Source organism: Sphingobacterium sp. UBA2610 (assembly GCF_002339225.1).
GTDB lineage: Bacteria > Bacteroidota > Bacteroidia > Sphingobacteriales > Sphingobacteriaceae > Sphingobacterium > Sphingobacterium multivorum.
The window spans coordinates 260,201-279,568 of sequence record NZ_DDKA01000001.1 but is presented as its reverse complement, the minus strand read 5'-3'; the positions used below and the strand labels follow the sequence as shown (position 1 = coordinate 279,568).

Annotated in this window: 14 protein-coding genes; 8 read left to right on the top strand and 6 right to left on the bottom strand. The window is 39.4% G+C overall.

Annotation, left to right across the window (positions count from 1 at the left end; translation table 11 throughout):
- Positions 1 to 86 precede the first annotated feature (86 nt).
- Positions 87 to 1,679 (bottom strand): OmpP1/FadL family transporter, encoded by a 1,593-nt coding sequence (locus B4Z47_RS01245; RefSeq protein WP_070567778.1) that lies wholly within the window; start codon positions 1,677 to 1,679, stop codon positions 87 to 89.
- A 70-nt stretch (positions 1,680 to 1,749) separates the two neighbouring features.
- Positions 1,750 to 2,940: a hypothetical protein gene (locus B4Z47_RS01240; protein WP_083296034.1), complete on the bottom strand. Its 1,191-nt coding sequence runs from the start codon at positions 2,938 to 2,940 to the stop codon at positions 1,750 to 1,752.
- Positions 2,941 to 3,118: 178 nt separating this feature from the next.
- Here B4Z47_RS01240 and proS point away from each other — a divergent pair, with 178 nt between their 5' ends.
- From proS to agaR, 3 genes are all read left to right on the top strand, one after another.
- A complete protein-coding gene (gene proS, locus B4Z47_RS01235; protein ID WP_046675471.1) occupies positions 3,119 to 4,591 on the top strand; it encodes a proline--tRNA ligase in 1,473 nt (490 codons plus the stop codon).
- Between the two features lie 15 nt (positions 4,592 to 4,606).
- Positions 4,607 to 5,395, top strand: a complete 789-nt coding sequence (locus B4Z47_RS01230) for a hypothetical protein (RefSeq protein ID WP_070567772.1) — start codon at positions 4,607 to 4,609, stop codon at positions 5,393 to 5,395.
- 220 nt (positions 5,396 to 5,615) lie between these two features.
- Positions 5,616 to 6,377, top strand: a complete 762-nt coding sequence (gene agaR / locus B4Z47_RS01225) for a transcriptional repressor AgaR (protein WP_046675473.1) — start codon at positions 5,616 to 5,618, stop codon at positions 6,375 to 6,377.
- 108 nt (positions 6,378 to 6,485) lie between these two features.
- On the opposite strand, the gene B4Z47_RS01220 is transcribed toward agaR, so the two are convergent.
- From B4Z47_RS01220 to rpoN, 3 genes are all read right to left on the bottom strand, one after another.
- The gene (locus tag B4Z47_RS01220) at positions 6,486 to 7,562 is read right to left on the bottom strand and encodes an agmatine deiminase family protein (protein WP_070567768.1); all 1,077 of its coding nucleotides are present in this window, start codon (positions 7,560 to 7,562) and stop codon (positions 6,486 to 6,488) included.
- Between the two features lie 89 nt (positions 7,563 to 7,651).
- Positions 7,652 to 8,527, bottom strand: coding sequence for a carbon-nitrogen hydrolase (locus tag B4Z47_RS01215; protein WP_070567766.1), 876 nt, complete (start codon positions 8,525 to 8,527; stop codon positions 7,652 to 7,654).
- A gap of 80 nt (positions 8,528 to 8,607) precedes the next feature.
- Entirely contained in the window at positions 8,608 to 10,074 is a 1,467-nt protein-coding gene (rpoN, locus tag B4Z47_RS01210; RefSeq protein WP_070567764.1) for an RNA polymerase factor sigma-54, read from the bottom strand.
- A gap of 383 nt (positions 10,075 to 10,457) precedes the next feature.
- On the opposite strand from rpoN, the gene B4Z47_RS01205 reads away from it, so the two are divergent.
- Positions 10,458 to 12,854, top strand: a complete 2,397-nt coding sequence (locus B4Z47_RS01205) for a penicillin-binding protein 1A (protein WP_070567762.1) — start codon at positions 10,458 to 10,460, stop codon at positions 12,852 to 12,854.
- A 68-nt stretch (positions 12,855 to 12,922) separates the two neighbouring features.
- On the opposite strand, the gene B4Z47_RS01200 is transcribed toward B4Z47_RS01205, so the two are convergent.
- Positions 12,923 to 13,246 carry a GIY-YIG nuclease family protein gene (locus tag B4Z47_RS01200; protein ID WP_112376125.1) on the bottom strand — a complete coding sequence of 108 codons (324 nt, stop codon included), beginning with the start codon at positions 13,244 to 13,246 and terminating at the stop codon, positions 12,923 to 12,925.
- 102 nt (positions 13,247 to 13,348) lie between these two features.
- On the opposite strand from B4Z47_RS01200, the gene B4Z47_RS01195 reads away from it, so the two are divergent.
- The 4 genes from B4Z47_RS01195 (at position 13,349) to infB (ending at position 19,327) form a co-directional block, all read left to right on the top strand.
- Positions 13,349 to 14,125 (top strand): XRE family transcriptional regulator, encoded by a 777-nt coding sequence (locus B4Z47_RS01195; protein WP_070567758.1) that lies wholly within the window; start codon positions 13,349 to 13,351, stop codon positions 14,123 to 14,125.
- Positions 14,126 to 14,362: 237 nt separating this feature from the next.
- Complete coding sequence (gene rimP / locus B4Z47_RS01190) at positions 14,363 to 14,827, top strand: ribosome assembly cofactor RimP (protein ID WP_070567756.1); 465 nt, start codon at positions 14,363 to 14,365, stop codon at positions 14,825 to 14,827.
- Positions 14,828 to 14,832: 5 nt separating this feature from the next.
- Positions 14,833 to 16,074 (top strand): transcription termination factor NusA, encoded by a 1,242-nt coding sequence (nusA, locus tag B4Z47_RS01185; protein WP_070567754.1) that lies wholly within the window; start codon positions 14,833 to 14,835, stop codon positions 16,072 to 16,074.
- A 103-nt stretch (positions 16,075 to 16,177) separates the two neighbouring features.
- Positions 16,178 to 19,327, top strand: coding sequence for a translation initiation factor IF-2 (gene infB, locus B4Z47_RS01180; RefSeq protein WP_070567751.1), 3,150 nt, complete (start codon positions 16,178 to 16,180; stop codon positions 19,325 to 19,327).
- Positions 19,328 to 19,368: the final 41 nt, after the last annotated feature.

Here is a 19,368-nt window from a genome sequence, read left to right as displayed (position 1 = left end):
AAAAGCTTTTAAATTATGGTTGCTGGGATGGTGATTAATGAAAAACGTCCAGACAAGCTGGACGTTTTTTCTGAGAAAAGGATCTCTTAAAATTTAGAGCCAATTGTCAATACCACATTGGTTCGTTGATTTTTTATATTGGCTATTGGACTTGTATTGCCAAAGTACTGTTCATCTATAAGGTAAGGTCTTTCTTCATATTTTATGGCATTATAAGCTCCTGTCAAATCAATATACATTCCCCGACCGAGTTTCGCACCAATACCTAAAGAAGCCGTATAGTTGGTATAATCTACATCTTTATAAGGATTGCCACTATAATTGAAACCAGCTCGACCACTTAATACATTATCAAATAAAACTTCACCACCGATTCGCGCATTAAATGCACCTTGGTAAGTATCTTTAATGTTTTGGTTCATGTTCTTTTCTAAACTTTTACTGTAGTTGCCAACATCTTTAAAACGCATGGCGGCATAATCTACCCATTCAACATCTGCGGTTATTAATCCTCTTGAAAAAACTTGACTAGCACCTACAGACAATTTATAGGGTGTATTCATATTGTATTCCAGGTAACTATGTCCTGCGTCATCACTGGTTCTGTATTCCTTGAAAGATTTATCTTCATCCCGATTAAAATAGCGGAATTCCGAATTGCTATAAGTTTCATCCCGAATACTCATAAATGTTGGCGACTTGGCTGTAAAGCCCATACTGAAAGTAGGTGTGAACTTATAGATTACCCCTAGTTTGAAATCTACACCTGTACCATCAGTTACTTGTATATAGTCATCAAATAACTCATAATCCTTGCCAAGAATTTTATTTTTTTCGACGTTTTTTGGATCTAAATATTCAGAACCTGGATTACGTTTTGCCAAATTTTCGGCGTTCAATGTTCTTCCATATTCAGTATACCAACTTGAATTGTCATAACTATAGGCTGTAAATCCTAAAGCTGCCCCCAAATATAATTTGTTGCTATAGTTTGCACCAAAAGATAATACAGATTCGGATTTACTGCCTTTTTCCAAAATAGAATTTACCTGATCAAAGCCATCCTTTCCATTAAAATTATCAAAGTCAGTAATAGGGAAATATCTTCCGTTATTGCCTGTTTCTTTATCAAATAATAAAGAGTTATTATAAACTTCCTGGCCCCAGCCATTCATACCGCCAGGTGACGATAGCTGGTCAGAATAAGCGTCAGAGATCGAACTTGTGTTATTTACTCCTCGATATTCTAGCAGATTATTATAGACATAATTGCGATTATAAGCAATACCGACATTGAAATTTAACCAGCCTTTATCTAAGTTGCCTCCGTTGCGATAAGTTGGCAAGTGAAAAACAATTCCAGCATTATCCAAGTTGAAATTATTCTTACTGCTATTTGAATTTTGGCCAAAATAGTCGGTTTTATTTTTATTGTTAAGGTATCTGGCTGTTACCGATACGTCAGACTGATTGAAGTAGCCCAAGCCGGCGGGGTTACTCGTAATCGAACTAATATCTCCACCTAATGCGGTAGAAGCGTTTCCCATGGCTTTAAAACGAGCTGTTCCACCATTGTCCCCTTGGGAAAATAAAAGTACATCTTTCGTATATTGCGCTTGAGTAGTCCCTGCTGCACCTAAAACGAATGCAGTTCCAAAAAGTAATTTTTTGATTGTCATATGCTGAAATGTCGTCAATAATAATCAGTAGCATACAAAATGTTGTATGCTACTGTTCAAATGCTTTTAACTATCGAGTACGTCCTCCACTTGATCTTGAGCTACCGCCTCCGGAGAAACCTCCACCCGAAGATCTCGAGCTACCACCGCCAGAGAAACCACCACTAGAAGAGCGGGATGAACCACTATCATAGCTTCTTGTTGGAGGCGTATAGGTTGGTCTTGACGTCGAGCTTGGGTTGCTAGAACGTGTTTCCATGGAACGGCTCATCGGACGAGATACCTCCCCAGAGCTTGTGCGTGACCGCGTGCCATTATTATAGTAGCCACCTGTACTGCGTGTACTATTCGGGTAGGAACCGTTTACTCGCTCGGATGTTCTTGAACGCGTACCGTCTGAATAACCCCTGTTTGATATGCCATCGGAAGTTCTTGTTCTTCCTCCTGTTCTATCGTATGATGAACTACGCGATGAAACTGAACCATCCGTATTTCTCGATCTGCCAGTTACAGATGTGATTCTTCCTCTCGAATCACGCGCTACGCCAGTGCGATCATATCCGCCGGAATTTCGGGCAACGCCGTTACGGTCATACCCGCCTGAAGTCCGGGTTCTTGATGATGAACTTCGCGTATTATAGTTATCTCTGTATACAGATCTACTTGAAGCGTAACGAGGTCTCGAATTGCCCCAATAACCACCACCCCAGTATCCATTTCCGTACCAGCCTGATCCCCAGTAGCCACCGCCATACCAGCCACCCCAAGGTCTATAGCCTCCATACCAAGGAGATCCCCAGCCCCAGCTAGATCCCCAACCCCATCCAAGGCCGATCGACCACGATGATCCCCAACCAGAGTTCCATCCCCAGCCCATTCCAAATGATGGTCCGTATCCGTACCAACCACCGAAGCCATAGCCATACCATGGGTCAAAAAATGGGTCGAAATAGGTCATCCCTGGAGTTGCGTAATAAAAACGGTTGATACGATTAGCGTATTCGAGATCTTCATAGGAATCACTGTTGTAATCCTGATCGGAATATTCATCATCATAATAACCACCTTGTGCCTGTCCATTTGGTTGGGCCTGATCTGCATCCGTGTAATAATAATCTGGGCTTTGGTAAACCTTTTGTCTCGCTTGCCCACTATTGCCATAGACATCGTCGCCATAGATTTGCCTACTCGTACCGCAGGAACCCAGCATGAACGCTCCTGTTATGGCAAGTGCTCCGATAAATAATCTATTTTTTTTCATAATATCCTAAATCGTTATTTTCGATTATACAGCCTTATTTACTATCTTAGACGCAAATTTCTCGACGGGGTTTAATCGAAGTAATCAAAAATACAAATATTTTTTATTGAACGCTTTTCGTATTAGAATTGCAGACGAGATTTAACGTAAGAATGTTACAATAATTTATCAATTTCATATGAGTAAAGGAATAACAAGTCGTGCAGAAGATTATTCGCAATGGTATAATGAGCTTGTGATCAAAGCTGATCTCGCTGAAAATTCAGCTGTACGAGGCTGTATGGTGATTAAACCATACGGGTACGCCATCTGGGAACGGATGCAAGCGATCTTAGATAAAAGATTTAAAGAAACAGGTCATAGCAACGCTTATTTCCCTTTATTCATTCCCAAATCGTTTTTTTCAAAAGAAGCTGCGCATGTGGAAGGTTTCGCTACCGAATGCGCGGTAGTAACTCATTATAGATTAAAAAACGATGGTACAGGTAAGATCGTAGTGGATGAAGAGGCGAAATTGGAGGAAGAGCTAATTGTACGTCCGACTTCTGAGACGATTATATGGAATACCTACCGTGGTTGGATTGAATCTTATCGTGATCTTCCAATTTTGGTCAACCAATGGGCCAACGTCGTACGATGGGAAATGCGTACACGTCTTTTCTTGCGTACTGCGGAGTTTTTGTGGCAGGAGGGCCATACAGCTCACGCAACCAGAGAAGAGGCTATTGAAGAAACCGAACGTATGCTTGATGTCTATGCGGAATTTGCTGAAAAGATATTGGCTGTGCCTGTTGTACGTGGTAGAAAAACAGAAAACGAACGTTTTGCGGGTGCCTTGGATACCTATTGTATTGAAGCATTGATGCAAGATGGAAAAGCATTGCAAGCAGGAACTTCTCATTTCCTCGGCCAAAACTTTGCAAAGGCGTTTGACGTGAAATTTACGTCTAAAGAAGGAAAATTGGAGCATGTTTGGGCGACTTCTTGGGGTGTTTCTACACGTTTGATGGGTGCATTGATTATGGCTCACTCAGATGATCAAGGATTGGTATTGCCACCAAAATTGGCACCAATTCAAGTTGTCATTGTTCCGATTTTTAAAACTGATGCAGAAAAAGCACAGATCGATGAATTCGTGAATCAGTTGACAAAAGAATTACGGGTGAACGACATATCCGTAAAATACGACGATCGGGACACTCAACGTCCGGGCTTTAAATTTGCAGAATGGGAGTTAAAAGGTGTTCCTGTACGTGTCGCAGTCGGGGCAAGAGATATGCAAAATGGTACGGTAGAATTAGCGCGACGTGATACCCAAACGAAGGAAACGGTTGCTCAGGAGGGCTTGGCCGGTACTATTGTACAATTGCTAGATACTATACAAGAAAATATATACCAAAAAGCATTAAATTTCAGGACATCGCATTTCACTGAAGTGAATTCGTATGATGAGTTTAAAGAAGTGCTGGAAGGTAAGGGTGGTTTTATCTCTTGTCATTGGGACGGAACAACAGAAACAGAAAAACGCGTAAAAGAAGAAACCAAGGCAACAATTCGTTGTATTCCTTTGGATGCGAAAGAAGAGGAAGGTGTTTGTATCTTTACCGGGAAGCCTTCAAATCGTCGTGTACTCTTTGCAAAAGCCTATTAATAGTCTTATCAGAATATGAGGATACTCATTTTGGGATGTGGTTGGCTTGCAGAATCTTTTGCGCTACATATGAAGTATCAAGGCCATGAGGTTTGGGCTAGTACGACAACATCTGAAAAATACCATCGGTTGAATGCCGATGGTATTTTTTCATTTATTCTAGACTTTGATTATGAAAACTTTCCAGCAAGGATAGATTTACCTACTCAATTTGACTTCGTATTAAACAGTATTCCGGCAAGTCAGAAAAATAGTGTATCGATTCTTGAAAACAGATTTTCGAATATTAAATCATTTTACAGGCACATTACTTGGAAGAAACAAGTCTTTCTGAGCTCTATTGGAATTTATCCGGATAAAGATGCTGTATTTGATGAATTCTATGCAGATACAACCGAGCTCTCATCAAAACTCTTGCTTGCTGAAGCATGCATGTTGGGATTGGCTGATACCATAATTTATCGATTAGGAGGTTTGTTTGGTAAAAACCGTGTTTTTGCCAAATATTTTTCCGAACGTATTTGTACGACGGGTGAACAGCCAGCCAATTTTGTTCATATCGATGATGTGATCAGACTGTTAGAGGCGGCATCTTGCAATGTGCTTAAACATACTGTATACAATGTTGTTGCTCCCTTACATCCTAAAAAAAAGGACGTAATTCTAGCGTCGGCAAAAAAATATGGCTATATTTTGCCACTTGCATTCGAAGCAACGAATACGATTCAAAAAATAGTTAGGGGTGAATTACTTCAAGAGGAACTGGAATATGAATATGTCCTGCCTGATCCTTTGCAATTTTAATTCATTTTTATTTTAAAAAGAAAAATGAATTTGTGACTACCAAGGTGAAAAAATTAAATAATTTCATTATTTTAACATCAATTCTACTATGGGAAATTTAAGTAGGGGGTCATATTTGCGGGAATTTACCCATATCGAGAAATTTTTGCCAGATATTGGTGTTTTCCTTTGAACAAACCGATAATAGATTAGTATTTTAACAGCATATTATAATAGAGCCATGACAAATGTAGAGAGACATCAATATATCTTAAAACAATTAAAGGAAGTCGGCGTAGTTCAGGTAATTGATCTATGTGAGGAATTGGGCGTTTCCTCTGTGACCATTCGGAAGGATTTGACCTTGTTGGAAGATAGTGGATTGTTGTTTAGGACGCATGGCGGGGCAACACAATATAATCCTTATACGACTGATCGTACCGTATTTGAAAAAGAGAAACTTCGTTCGGATGATAAAAGCAGGATCGGGAAAAAAGCGGCTGAAATGATTGAGGAAAATGATTCCATCATTATAGCTTCAGGAACGACCATGCAGTCGCTAGCAAAGCAGATTGTTCCTAAAGGAAATATTACTGTAGTGACTTCGGCATTGAATGTTGCAATGGAATTGATCAAATATCCTTCGGTTGAAATCATGCAGATGGGGGGGACGCTTCGCAAGACCTCAACATCCGTAACGGGAAAGTATGCAGAAAATTTATTACAGGATTTTTATTGCAGTAAATTGTTTTTGGGTGTAGACGGGATTGACCTGGAGTACGGGGTATCAACGTCAAGTGCGCAGGAAGCTCAATTAAATCGCATTATGATCGATACGGCTCAAAAAGTTGTCGTTCTTGCAGATTCTTCCAAATTTGGAAGAAGAAGTTTCGGACGAATTTGTGGTTTTGATAAAATTGATATATTAATTACCGATGACAAAGTAAATACAAGCTTTGTGGAATCGTTAGAAAAAGCTGGGGTAAACGTCATAGTTGTTTAACACAGTTTAACAAAAAAAACTCAAAACTATGCTCGACTTTTTATCATAAAAAATGTCCCCAAAAGAGTGTTTAACTTTTTGGGGACATTTTTTCTATGGATAGTTTTTTTAGCTCAGTGCCGGCTCCTGCTGGCTTAAACAGTGGAAACTTCCCAGCCCCCAAATAATGTCAACGGAATTTATACCGATGACTTTACGTGTAGGGAAACAGCCTTGGATAATATCCAGTGCTCTTTGGTCATTTTTATCGTTGAAGATCGGTACAACAACGATATCGTTTGCAATGTAGAAATTAGCATAAGAAGCAGGCAATCTTGTTTCGTCATAGATGACCGGTGCTGGCATTGGGAGCTCAATGATATGCAGTGGCTCGCCATTTAAGAGCCTAAATGAACGAAGTGTTGCTAGATTTTCTTGAAGTATCTCGTAGTTTTCATCCGTTGGATCTTCCTCGACAACTGTTAAAACGGTGTTTTCGTTGACGAAACGTGTGATATCGTCAATGTGTCCATCTGTATCGTCTCCAACGATACCGTCTCCAAGCCATAAAACCTGTTCCTGACCGTAAAATTCTTTTAAATAAGTTTCTATCTGCTCTTTTGTCAGGTGTGGATTTCGGTTTTTATTCAATAGACAAGCCGTTGTTGTCATGATTGTTCCTGCGCCATTAAACTCAACTGAACCGCCTTCCATGACGATATCAGGGACAAATAGAGGAAGGTTGAATGTTGTGGCAATACGTGTCGGAACAATATCGTCCAGGTCGAAAGGAGGGTATTTTCCACCCCAGGCATTATAGCCCCAGTCAACTACTGCTTTTTGATTTGTTGCTTGGTTAATAATAAAAGCGGGACCGTGGTCTCTACACCAAGCATCGTTAGTCGGATTAAAGTAGAATTCGATATTGCTAAAATCTGTTGTCACTTCTTTGAGTGCGGTAATAGCAAAATTTTGCATTTCCTCATTAGCGACGTTAATCCTTACTTTTTGCCCTGCTGCTACGGCTTTAATAAATTCGCAATAAGGTTTGTATATTGTTTCGATCTTCCCGGGCCAAGATTCCTCTTTATGTGGCCAGCTCAACCATAAGGCTTCTTGCTTTGCCCATTCTGCAGGAAAAGAGAAGCCCTGTTGTTTTGGGGAATTGTCAAAATAGTCCAGGGTGAATGTTTTTTTTTGTTCCATACTTATTTTAGCGGGATTAAAAAAGCCATTTCAGTTTGTTTCAGCACAGTGGTATGCCTTCGAAACTGAAATGGCTAGCATATCCAATATTAGTCTTCGTCAATAAAACGTTTGGTGATCGGCGCGTATGTTTCGATTCTTCGGTCTCTCAAAAATGGCCAATGTTTTCTGAAATAGTCCGATTCATTTAAATCTAGTTCGACGACCTCAATTTCTTCTTTGTCATGTGAAGCAAGGTAGAGTAATTTACCTTGTCCATTCGTCACGAAGCTTCCACCCCAGAATTTCATTGCACCATTTTGTTCAAATCCCACACGGTTAACGGATACAACAGGAACGCCGTTTGCAACGGCATGGGAGCGTTGTATTGTTTGCCATGCATTATATTGATCTTTGTTGGTTTCTTCATCTTGGTCTGTTGCCCATCCGATAGCAGTAGGATAGAATAAAATTTCGGCACCCATCAATGCGGTAATTCGAGATGCTTCCGGATACCATTGATCCCAGCAAATTAAGATGCCTATTTTTCCAAATTTTGTTTTGAATACTTTGTAGCCTAAATCGCCTGGTGTAAAATAGAATTTTTCGTAAAACGCAGGGTCATCTGGAATATGCATTTTGCGATATTTTCCTAAATAGGAACCGTCTGCATCCAATACAGCGGTTGTATTATGGTACAGTCCTTCTGCTCTTTTTTCAAATAATGAAGCGATAATGACGATACCTGCTTCTTTAGCAACAGCCGATAGGGCGTCCGTTGATGGACCCGGAATAGCTTCAGCCAGTGCGAAATTGTCATAATCTTCCACATCGCAGAAATATAAAGAGGTAAATAGTTCTTGCAGACACACAATTTGCGCACCTTTTGCAGCGGCTTCTTTTACTTTAGCGATAGCTTTTTCGAGATTCTCTTGTTTGCTTGCGGTACAGCTCATCTGTACAACTCCAACTTTTACTTTGCTCATTCTTTAATGCTTATTTTAATACAGCACAAAGATACTATTCTTAATTTGGATTTGGTCGGTAGGAAAAACAAAAAGAGCTCTTAGAGCTCTTTTCGTAATCTTGCTACCGGAATGTTCAATGCTTCCCGATATTTTGCAACCGTTCGCCGCGCAATATTGTAGCCTTTTTCTTTGAGAATCTCAGTGAGTTTCTCGTCAGCCAAGGGTTTCCGTTTATTTTCTTTTGCGATGCACTCCTCCAATATTTTCTTAACCTCTTTATTGGATACTTCTTCACCAGAATCCGTTTGAATAGCTTCAGAGAAAAACGATTTTAAGAGAAATGTTCCAAATTCTGTTTGTACGTATTTTGAATTTGCTACCCGCGACACAGTTGATATATCCATATCGATTTTGTCGGCGATGTCTTTTAATATCATTGGTTTTAGCTTACGATCATCACCTGTGAGGAAATACTCATATTGGTATTCCATGATTGCATTCATTGTTTTTAGTAGGGTTTGTTGACGCTGTTTTATTGCATCAATAAACCATTTGGCTGAGTCAAGTTTTTGTTTGACAAATTGCACAGCCTCTTTCATTTTTTTATCCTTTTGATCCGATTTCTCGTAATGTTCAAACATGTGTTGGTAATCACGACTTATGCGGAGCTCAGGAGCATTTCGGCCATTTAAAGTCAAATGCAGTGTTCCATCATTATTGCTGATATGGAAATCCGGGATAATATGTAGTTGCTTGCCTGCTACTGCGCCAGAATCTCCTGGTTTTGGATTAAGTTTTAGAATTTCGTTGACTACGTTTTTTAAATCTTCTGATGAAACGCCTAAAGATTTTTCTAATTTATCATAATGCTTTTTAGTGAATTCTTCCAGGTAATTCGCTACGACTTTAATAGCGAGTTTGATTGTGGGATTTTGTGTGTCCTTTTTTTGTAATTGGATCAATAGGCACTCTTGCAGATCTCGTGCTCCAATTCCTGCAGGCTCAAAATCTTGAATTACCTTTAGCATATCCAATACTTCCTGTTCATCGGTCATTACATTTTGGCCAAAAGCGAGGTCGTCGACAAGATTGATGATGGGCCGGCGTAAATAGCCGTCATCGTCCAGACTGCCAATAATTTGCTGGCCAATTAAAAAGTGCTTGTCATCTAAAGCTAAAAGGTCTAATTGTTGTTGTAACTGCTCATAAAAGGAGTGCTGAATTGCAACAGGCATTTCTTTTCGGTCGTCATCGTCATCTCCGTAGTCATAGCCATTGCCATAATCTTTGAAATCATCTTCCTGGATATAGTCTTCTAAACTAAAGTCTTCTGAATCGAATCCGTCTTCATTGTCAAAGTTGTCATCTGGATCTTTATCGGGGTATTCTTCTATAGGATCGGTCATATTAGTCAAGCTACCATCTTCTAACGCAGGGTTTTCTTCTAATTCTTCCTTGATTCTCGCATCTAATGAAACAGTCGGAACCTGCAACAATTTTATAAATTGTATTTGCTGCGGGGACAATTTCTGTAATAGCTTTTGTTGTAATGTTTGTTTTAACATGCTAATAGTTGACTTTTTTACATCTAAATTTAAACAAATATCATTATTATTTTAAAATAAAATCGATAATAAATAAAAAATGGGTATAATATTTGTGGAACGCGGGAAAAAGTTGCAAAGAAATTTGAGACTAGGCCTTTTTCTACCTATAGGTCTTTTGTTGTTTAATCGTGGCTGTAATTTCCAAAATCCACCCTTTCGAATTATGTCGTATTTTACAGTTGTTTGGCAGGTGTTTTTTATTGTTAAAAAATGTAAATAGTTGATTACAGCGATTTATTTAGTTGTATATTTAGCCCCTGAAAATAGATAAAAAGGCATATTGGACAGGTGTAAAACCTTTTGCTGGTCGGATGTGTTGAATATAAGATAAATTTCCATTTATGTTTAAACGTATTAAGAATAGGATTCTTCGTTATCTTGTTATAGCAGTATATTTTATCATTATATTGGTGTGTGCTATACAATTGAATTTTTTGTGGCTCTTTGGTTATTCTCCAACAAAAAAGGATATCGTTATGCCTAGTGTTAATATCTCTACGGAATTATACACGGCAGATAGTGTTTTAATTGGACGGTATTTCGACGAGGACAGAAATCCAATTCCATTTGATAGTATTCCGAAGTCTGTTACTAATGCGTTGATTGCAACTGAGGATGTTCGTTTTTATAGCCATAATGGTGTTGATTTTTTTGGTCTAGGATCAGGTATTATCTCTACATTAAAAGGGGATAAACGAGGCGCGAGTACAATTACGCAACAGTTAGCTAAAAATCTTTATCGTACTCGTTATAATAAGGCCGGTGGATTGTTGACGCGTCTTCCCGTGGCGGGTCTAGTGATCACGAAGTTTAAGGAGTGGATGACGGCTTATAAATTGGAGCAACGTTATTCCAAAAATCAGATATTGGAGATGTATTTAAATACAGTATCCTTCAGTAATAATGCCTATGGGATTGAGACTGCTGCAAAGCGCTATTTTTCGAAAGGAGCGAATCAATTGAATCAGACCGAAGCTGCTGTTTTGATTGGCATGTTAAAAGGTACGACTTTATATAATCCTATTCGTAATCCCGAAAATGCTTTTGTGCGAAAAAACACCGTTTTAAGTCAAATGTATAAAGGTGGTTTTCTGAAAAAAGAAGAGTATGATAAACTGGTTAAGGAGAAGATTGTTTTGAATACAAATAGTCAAGATCTTAATGCGGGTGGAGATTCTTACTTACGTGCTGCAGTAGCTAAATGGTTGGAAAAATGGTCTGAGGATAACAATTATGATATCTATACAGACGGTTTGAAAATTTACACGACGATAAATTCTAAACTTCAAAAGCATGCTGAAGAGGCTGTGGCGAAACAAATGATTGAATTACAGCAACGTCTAAATAACACCTGGGAGGGCCAGGAGCCTTGGCGTGATTTATCAGGTAAGGTTATACCCAACTTCTTGGATAATTTGGCAAAGAAAACTCCTTATTATGCTTTTTTGAGTAAAAAATATGCGAATACCCCTGATAGCATCAATTACTTCCTAAATAAAAAGAAGAAGATCGAAGTTTATAATTGGAAGGATGGTGGTAAGATCCAAAAGGATATGTCTACAATGGATTCTTTGAAATATTATGCCATGATGTTAAATGCAGGCATGATGTCTATGGATCCGTACTCGGGTGAAATTAAAGCATGGGTGGGTGGGATCAACCACCAATATTTTAAGTATGATCACGTGATGCAGGCGAAGCGACAAGCGGGGTCTACATTTAAACCTTTTGTATACTTGGCTGCTTTGGAGTCAGGGATGTCTCCGTGTGATAAGATTACGGATAAACCTGTTACGATCAAGATTGATAAAGGAGATTCTGTTGAAGTTTGGGAGCCTAAAAATGCAGATTGGAATTTTTCCTATCGTGAAATGTCGTTGCGTCATGCGATGGCGCGTTCCATTAATTCGGTTACGGTTCAGTTAACTGATATGGTTACGCCCGCGAAAGTTGTTGATGCGGCACATCGTTGTGGTATTACAAGTAAATTAAATCCTGTTGCCTCTGTGGGGTTAGGACCTAATGATGTTTCTGTTTTTGAAATGGTGAATGGGTACTCGACGATGATGAATCACGGTGAGCGTGTCTCACCTTTATTGGTGTCTAAGATCGAGGATCATGATGGTAATGTTATTGCCACTTTTCAGGCGGAGCGTAAACAAGTGGTGGATAAACAAGATGCCTGGTTGATGACGTATATGCTGCGGGGTGGTATGGAAGAACCTGGAGGTACATCTCAGGGATTGTGGGAATGGGATTTATTTGATAAGGAAAATGAAATCGGAGGAAAGACAGGTACTTCTTCCGAATATGTAGATGGTTGGTATATGGGAGTGACTAAAGATTTGGTGACAGGTGTTTGGGTTGGCTGTGACGAACGGAGTATTCACTTTAAAAATTCTCATTCGGGAGAAGGTTCTCGTACAGCATTACCAATATTTGGGGTGTATATGGAGTCTGTTTATAAAGACAAACAATTGGGATATACGCAAGGTAAGTTTCCTAGTCCTACTGTTGAAATTACGAAATCTTACAAATGCGAAACTCCGCGTTATAGTGATCCGGAACCAGAGCAAAGTGATTCGACACAAGTAGAAGAGCCCGCTGATGAAGGATTTATCGGGCCTGAGGAAGAGGGAACGGAGCATCCTGTTGAGCGTAATCATACTGAAGGTGCTGATAGTGGAACGAGTAGCGTGGGGTCATCCTCGTTGGAGGAGCTTGGTAGTCAAAACTGATAATAGTTAAAGATATATCTAAAAAATAAAGATGGCCGCCTAGTTTAACTAAGGTGGCTTTTTTTATGCTAGGCTGCGTGGTTGGAATCTCTCTTGGTGAACGTTTGGTGTTGCTGAGGGAAAAGATTATTCCAATTAGGATTATATTTACGGATGAGCCTTTCGACTTGCATGGTCGTAAAATGTTGCAGTTCACTTATTCTCTTATTGGCGGTCTCCGAATTTGTGAAAGATTCTGTGTAGATTATTCGATTTAAGCTAGGGCCCTGGTTGAAAATAAAATTATTGGACTGCTGTAGTTCCATTACTGTACTAAAGATGTTGGAACTGAGACCGATTTTAAAGTGTTTCCGATTGTTGTCAGTTGATATATATACAATAAAATTGTTCATAATGCTAAATTATTTGGACGTTTAAAATATATTTACTAATTTTATTGGCACAATATTACTAATAAAATTAGTTTTTGCAAAATATTTTTTTGAAAAAATAATATGTCAAATATTTCGTCCAATCTGAAATTCCTTCGAAAAGGAAAAAAAATCACCCAGCAACAATTTGCTGATCTTATGGAAATTAAGCGTGCGTCTGTCGGTGCATACGAGGAAGATCGAGCAGAGCCTAAATATGAGTTATTAAAGAAGATTGCCGAATTCTATGGTTTGACTATGGATGAGTTGGCAAACGATGTTATTGATGACAAATGGAAGCCGGTTCCTAAAAGCAATGCCTCAAATTTAAGGGTGCTTAGTGTGACTGTGGATGCAGATGATCGTGAAAATATCGAACTTGTTCCGGTTAAGGCTAGTGCGGGGTATTTAAATGGATATGGTGATCCAGAATATGTTGCTGAGTTGCCAAAGTTTTCGCTACCTATGTTTGGTCAGGGGACATTTCGTGCTTTTGAAATAAAAGGGGATTCGATGTTGCCTTTACCTTCTGGTTCTATTATTGTGGCCGAATACGTAGAAAATTGGCATGATATTAAACCAGGAAGTACCTATATTGTCGTGTCGAAAGAAGATGGTGTGGTGTATAAACGCGTTGCTTTTAAATTTAAAGAGGATAAAGGTTTGAAGCTTGTTTCTGATAATAAGACCTATGAGCCTTATTGGGTAGAGACTGCTGATATTCTTGAAGTGTGGAAGGCTAAGGCTTTTATCAGTACACAGCTGCCCGAACCTACTCCGGAGCCAACCATAGAAACCCTGACAAGCATGATGGCGCAAATGCAGAAGACGATTAATGCAGTGGTGGATGGTTCTAAATAGTGGAGAATTATCTACGTATTTTTATTATTTAGTCACGCTGTGAAGATGATTGCAAGGACTGAGGAGCGATCGATAGCTTATTTTTATAGGGACTGTAGGTATATTGAATATAAAAACAATCTATCTAAGTTTGTTTTTTATTTTATAAAATGCTATATTTGCATATCTGAAAGGAAGGGGGCTCGTATTGCCCCCTTTTTTTAATTCAATTAATTTAGCATTTCTAGAAACAGAACAATGCAGCATATAGAAAAGAGAGTTATTGAACTCATCGCGGAAAAAATTGCAGATCGCGAGGATTTGTTTATCGTCAGTGTGAAGATGCGCCCAAATAAAATTCTCGAGATTCTTTTGGACGGAGATAATGGTGTGAATATTGATGATTGCGCACAGGTGAGCCGTCATGTTGGTTTCCACTTGGAGGAGGAAAATGTAGTTGATGATGCTTACCGTTTAGAGGTTTCATCTCCAGGTATTGATGCTAATTTTGTTAATATCCGACAGTATCAAAAGAATATAGGTCGTACAGTTCAGGTAAAGTTGAACGATAATACAAAAGTTGAAGGTACATTATTGACCGTAGACGAGATGAAGATCAATGTTCTTCAAAAGATAAAAGAAAAAGGTAAAAAAGCACAAGAGGTAGAAAAAGAACTTCCTTTTGATCAAATAAAAGCAACAAAAGTGGTAATTTCATTTTAATAATAATGAGTAACAGCAACATCAATCTGATAGACTCTTTTCAAGAGTTTAAGGAGTTTAAGAATATCGATAGACCTACTGTTATTACAGTATTGGAAGAGGTTTTTCGTAGTATGATCCGTCGTCGTTTTGGTACGGATGAAAATGTGGATGTTATCGTGAATCCAGATAACGGAGATTTGGAGATTTGGAGGACGCGTGTCGTTGTTGAAGATGAGTTTTCAGAAGATGATGACCTTGAAATCGAATTAGCGGAAGCTAGAAAGCATGATGAAGATTTGGAAGTAGGTGATGATTTTATTGAACAGATCACATTGGAAAGCTTTGGTCGTCGTGCAATTTTAGCGGCACGTCAGACGCTTGTATCTAAGGTTTTGGAATTGGAAAAAGACGAGGTCTTTAAGAAATATAAAGATAGAGAAGGAGAGTTGGTCATTGGTGAGGTCTATCAGATTTGGAAAAAGGAGATCTTGGTATTGGATGAGGACGGGAATGAATTAATTCTTCCTAAATCAGAGCAAATCCCAGCTGACTATTTCAAAAAGGGAGATGGCATTCGCGCAGTTGTGCATAAAGTAGATATGATGAATAATAATCCGAAGATTATTATTTCACGTACTGCACCTGCGTTCTTACAACGTTTATTTGAACTTGAGGTTCCTGAGATTTTCGATGGTTTGATTACGATCAAGAAAATCGTTCGTGAGCCAGGGGAAAGAGCAAAGGTTGCTGTTGAGTCTTATGACGATCGTATTGATCCTGTAGGAGCTTGTGTTGGTATGAAGGGGTCTCGTATTCATGGTATCGTTCGTGAGCTGCGTAATGAGAATATTGATGTAATTAATTTTACAACAAATCATTCGTTGTACATCGCTCGTGCTTTGAGCCCTGCAAGAATTAGCTCAATCAAAATCGATGAAGAAAATAAGACTGCGGCTGTATATTTAAAATCGGATCAAGTTTCTTTAGCCATTGGACGTGGGGGACATAATATTAAATTGGCTGGTAAATTGACTGGTTATGAAATAGATGTTTATCGCGAAAATGACGAGTTTGATGAAGATGTCGATATCGAAGAATTCAGCGATGAGATTGAAAGCTGGGTTATTGATGAATTGAAGCGTGTCGGCTTGGATTCAGCGAAGTCGGTGTTGTCTCTTAGCGAGGAAGAGCTGGTTAGACGTACCGATTTGGAAGAGGATACTGTTCGTGAGATTGTACGTATTTTACAAGCTGAATTTGAATAAAATTCAGCTCGTTAATTTTTTTCTATCTAACATTCGGAATAAATTGTTTATGGATGGAAAAAAACATATTTTTGTAATTATATTAAAATAGTTTATATTATAGATGACTGAAGGAAAAGGAACAAACTTGCTTAAAGCAGCAAAGGAACTCAACATCGGGATACATACCGCCGTGGAATGTTTAGTGAAAAAAGGATATGATGTAGAAGCAAAGCCTAACACTAAATTGAGCGGAGAGATGTATGGTGTGCTGTTAAAAGAGTTTCAGGGAGACAAATCACTGAAAGATGAAGCTAAACAAATTGTGATTGGCAAAATTCGTCGTGAGGAGTCGCCGTCCTCTTCTCCTAAGGAATCATCTAAGAATGAGGATTTCGAAGATCATGATGAATCCAAGGAAATCTTGGTCAAGAATACAGTAGAAATCCCTTCTGTTAAGGAAACTACTCCTGCAAAAGTGGAGGAGCCCGTTCATCAAGGTGGTATGAAGGTGGTTGGTAAGATTGATCTTGACGCATTGAATAGAGGCGGAAGTAAGGTCAAGAAGGAAGAACCTGTTAAGGAGGAACCAAAAACCATTAAAGAAACGCCTGTAGAGGCTAAAGCTGAAGCTAAGGTGGAAGAAAAGAAGGAAGCCGAAGTCAAAGCGCCTATTGTTGAAGCGAAAAAAGAAGAACCAAAGGTTATTGAAAAGAAGCCGGAAGTTGTTGTACCAAAAGCTGAAATAGAAAAACCCGAAGTAAATAAAACTGAAGTAAAAGCAACTCCGGTTGTAGAGACAAAAACTGAACCTGTGAAGGTAGAAGACAAGAAAAAAGAAGAAACAGCGCCGAAAGCTGTGCCAGTAACTCCAATAGTGGAGCCTGCGAAAAAACAAGGAGATGAAATTATTTCTGCTCGTGCGGAAAGATTGACAGGTCCTAAAGTCATTGGTAAAATTGAATTACCATCTGCTAGACCTTCCCACAAACCAGTGGCTTCATCTTCAAATGCTGGAAATAATAATGAGAAACGTAAGCGTAAGCGTACGAATCCAAATGGTCCAGTAAACCCAAATGCGGGGCAAGGTCAAGGTCATAATAATCAAAACCGTGGACCGCGCGATGGTAACAATCCCAACAACCGGGACCAACAAGGAGGTAACCGAGGTGGGAATCATGGCCCTAACAACAACCCGAACAATCGTCAAGGGCAAAACAACAACCAACACCCAGGTAGACCGGGACAAGGAGGTAACAACCAACACTCAGGTAGACCAGGACAAGGTACGAGACCGCAACACGGTAATCGTTTTGACAATAGAGGTAAGGGAAGACCTGTTGAGAATAAGGAAGAACCTACTGAAAAGGAAATCCAAGATCAAATCAAAGCAACACTTGCTCGTTTGAGTGGTGCAGGTAAATCTGGTAAATTTGCGCAACGTGCCAAATTGAGACGTCAGAAACGTGATGATGTTGCTCAACATGCGGAAGAAGCTGCAATGGAGCAAGAAATGATGGCAAAAGTATTGCGTGTTACAGAGTTCGTAACTGCAAACGAATTAGCTAATTTGATGGACGTTCAGGTAACCCAAATTATTGCAACTTGTATGAGTTTGGGTATGTTCGTGTCAATTAATCAGCGTTTAGATGCGGAAACTTTAACCATTGTAGCGGATGAATTTGGTTATCAGGTAGAGTTTATCAAACCTGAGGATGAGGAGACTGCTGAATTGGAGGAACCGGATACAGAAGAGAACTTGATTTCAAGAGCGCCTATTGTAACGGTCATGGGACACGTCGACCATGGTAAGACCTCTTTACTGGATTATATCCGTAAGGCGAACGTTACTTCTGGTGAGGCGGGTGGTATCACCCAACATATCGGTGCATACGCGGTGAAATTGGAGGATGGTCGGAAGATCACTTTCTTGGATACTCCTGGTCACGAGGCTTTTACAGCGATGCGTGCCCGTGGTGCCAAAGTAACAGATATTGTTATTATTGTTATCGCAGCTGACGACGCCGTCATGCCGCAAACAAAAGAAGCGATCAACCACGCGCAGGCAGCAGGAGTTCCAATCGTATTTGCATTTACTAAAGTAGATAAACCGGGAGCAAATCCTGATAGAATCCGTGAGCAGCTTTCTGCGATGAATATCTTAGTTGAAGACTGGGGCGGTAAGTTCCAAGCGCAAGAGATTTCAGCAAAAACGGGGGAAAATGTTGACCTATTATTAGAGAAAGTTCTATTGGAAGCTGAGATGTTAGATCTAAAAGCTGATCCGAAAAAACGTGCTGTTGGTTCAGTAATTGAAGCAGCTTTGGATAAAGGTCGTGGTATCGTGACAACGGTGTTGATACAAAGTGGTACATTACGTGTTGGAGACCCTATTTTAGCGGGATCGCATTCAGGTAAGGTGAAGGCTTTGACTAATGAAAGAGGTGAACGTGTTAAAGAGGCGGGACCTTCTGTTCCAGTGCAAATCTTGGGTATGGCCGGCGCACCAACAGCAGGGGATAAGCTTTATGTTCTTGAAAGCGAGTCTGAAGCTAGAACTGTAGCTAACAAACGTCTTCAGTTACAACGCGAGCAAGGCATGCGTGCAACTAAACATATTACCTTGGATGAAATCGGTCGTCGTTTGGCTATCGGTAACTTTAAAGAACTTAATATTATCGTTAAAGGTGATGTGGACGGTTCTATTGAAGCATTATCAGATTCATTATTGAAATTGTCTACTGACGAAATTCAGGTTAATATCATTCACAAATCAGTGGGTGCAATCTCTGAATCAGATGTATTGTTAGCTTCTGCTTCCGATGCGATTATCATAGGTTTCCAAGTACGTCCAACACAAAACGCACGTAAGTTGGCAGAGAACGAGCAAATTGATGTACGTTTATATTCGATCATCTATGATGCGATTGATGAAATCAAATCTGCGATGGAGGGTATGTTGGCGCCGAAATTTGAAGAGAAAATCGTTGCTGAGGTTGAAATCAGAGAAACCTTCAAAATTTCTAAAGTGGGTACGATTGCCGGATGTATGGTTAAAGAAGGTAAGATCAATAGAAATAATGATATCCGCATAATCAGAGATGGTGTTGTAATTCATACTGGTAAACTGGCATCGTTGAAACGTTTTAAAGACGATGTGAAAGAAGTTTCAATGGGTTATGAATGTGGTTTGAATATTGACCGTTTCAACGATATTCAAGTAGGAGATATTGTTGAAGCTTACGAACAAGTTGAAGTGAAACGTAAATTGTAATCACTTAGTGGTACACTAATAAAACAGAAAGCGGCATTGAT

Excerpts from the sequence above, each read along its gene's own strand:
- infB (WP_070567751.1), top strand. The coding sequence starts at position 16,178 with ATGACTGAAGGAAAAGGAACAAACTTGCTTAAAGCAGCAAAGGAACTC.
- nusA (WP_070567754.1), top strand. The coding sequence starts at position 14,833 with ATGAGTAACAGCAACATCAATCTGATAGACTCTTTTCAAGAGTTTAAG.
- B4Z47_RS01200 (WP_112376125.1), bottom strand. The coding sequence starts at position 13,246 with ATGAACAATTTTATTGTATATATATCAACTGACAACAATCGGAAACAC.
- B4Z47_RS01240 (WP_083296034.1), bottom strand. The coding sequence starts at position 2,940 with ATGAAAAAAAATAGATTATTTATCGGAGCACTTGCCATAACAGGAGCG.
- agaR (WP_046675473.1), top strand. The coding sequence starts at position 5,616 with ATGACAAATGTAGAGAGACATCAATATATCTTAAAACAATTAAAGGAA.
- B4Z47_RS01215 (WP_070567766.1), bottom strand. The coding sequence starts at position 8,527 with ATGAGCAAAGTAAAAGTTGGAGTTGTACAGATGAGCTGTACCGCAAGC.
- B4Z47_RS01245 (WP_070567778.1), bottom strand. The coding sequence starts at position 1,679 with ATGACAATCAAAAAATTACTTTTTGGAACTGCATTCGTTTTAGGTGCA.
- B4Z47_RS01205 (WP_070567762.1), top strand. The coding sequence starts at position 10,458 with ATGTTTAAACGTATTAAGAATAGGATTCTTCGTTATCTTGTTATAGCA.
- proS (WP_046675471.1), top strand. The coding sequence starts at position 3,119 with ATGAGTAAAGGAATAACAAGTCGTGCAGAAGATTATTCGCAATGGTAT.
- rpoN (WP_070567764.1), bottom strand. The coding sequence starts at position 10,074 with ATGTTAAAACAAACATTACAACAAAAGCTATTACAGAAATTGTCCCCG.
- B4Z47_RS01230 (WP_070567772.1), top strand. The coding sequence starts at position 4,607 with ATGAGGATACTCATTTTGGGATGTGGTTGGCTTGCAGAATCTTTTGCG.
- B4Z47_RS01220 (WP_070567768.1), bottom strand. The coding sequence starts at position 7,562 with ATGGAACAAAAAAAAACATTCACCCTGGACTATTTTGACAATTCCCCA.
- B4Z47_RS01195 (WP_070567758.1), top strand. The coding sequence starts at position 13,349 with ATGTCAAATATTTCGTCCAATCTGAAATTCCTTCGAAAAGGAAAAAAA.
- rimP (WP_070567756.1), top strand. The coding sequence starts at position 14,363 with ATGCAGCATATAGAAAAGAGAGTTATTGAACTCATCGCGGAAAAAATT.